Raw genomic sequence first — 503 nt, 5'->3', positions numbered from 1 at the left:
TGCAGAACACCGACGCAGTCAACGTCAGCCAGCTGACCTCGTTGTCGACCTCGACTTCAACTGGTCTGAGCACTGCCAACAGCAGCGTCGGTTCGCTGTCGACCGGCTTGAGCACCACCAACAGCAATGTGACCTCGCTGTCGACCTCGGCTTCGACCGGCTTGAGCATCGCGAATAGCAATGTCACGTCCTTGTCGACGTCGACCTCGACTGGCCTGAGCACCGCCAACAGTAGCGTGAATTCGCTGTCGACCTCGGCATCTACCGGATTGAGCACGGCCAACAGCAGTGTAACCTCGTTGTCGATTTCTACCTCGACCGGCCTGAGCACCACCAACAGCAGCGTGAACTCGCTGTCGACTTCAACCTCGACTGGCCTGAGCACTGCCAACAGCAGCGTGACCTCGCTGTCGACTTCGACATCAACCGGGTTGAGCACGGCTAACAGCAGCGTTAATTCCTTGTCGACTTCGACCTCGACTGGCTTGAGCACGACCAACAGC

1 pseudogene is annotated in these 503 nt (G+C 58.4%); it reads left to right on the top strand.

From position 1 onward, the window contains the following. Window positions 1-41: 41 nt before the first annotated feature. Window positions 42-503 (top strand): annotated as a pseudogene (locus tag FH08_RS54475) (hemagluttinin family protein); the annotation flags it as partial.

The organism is Caballeronia sordidicola, from assembly GCF_000729995.1.
Lineage (GTDB): Bacteria > Pseudomonadota > Gammaproteobacteria > Burkholderiales > Burkholderiaceae > Caballeronia > Caballeronia sordidicola_A.
This window is presented reverse-complemented; position numbering and strand designations above follow the sequence as displayed.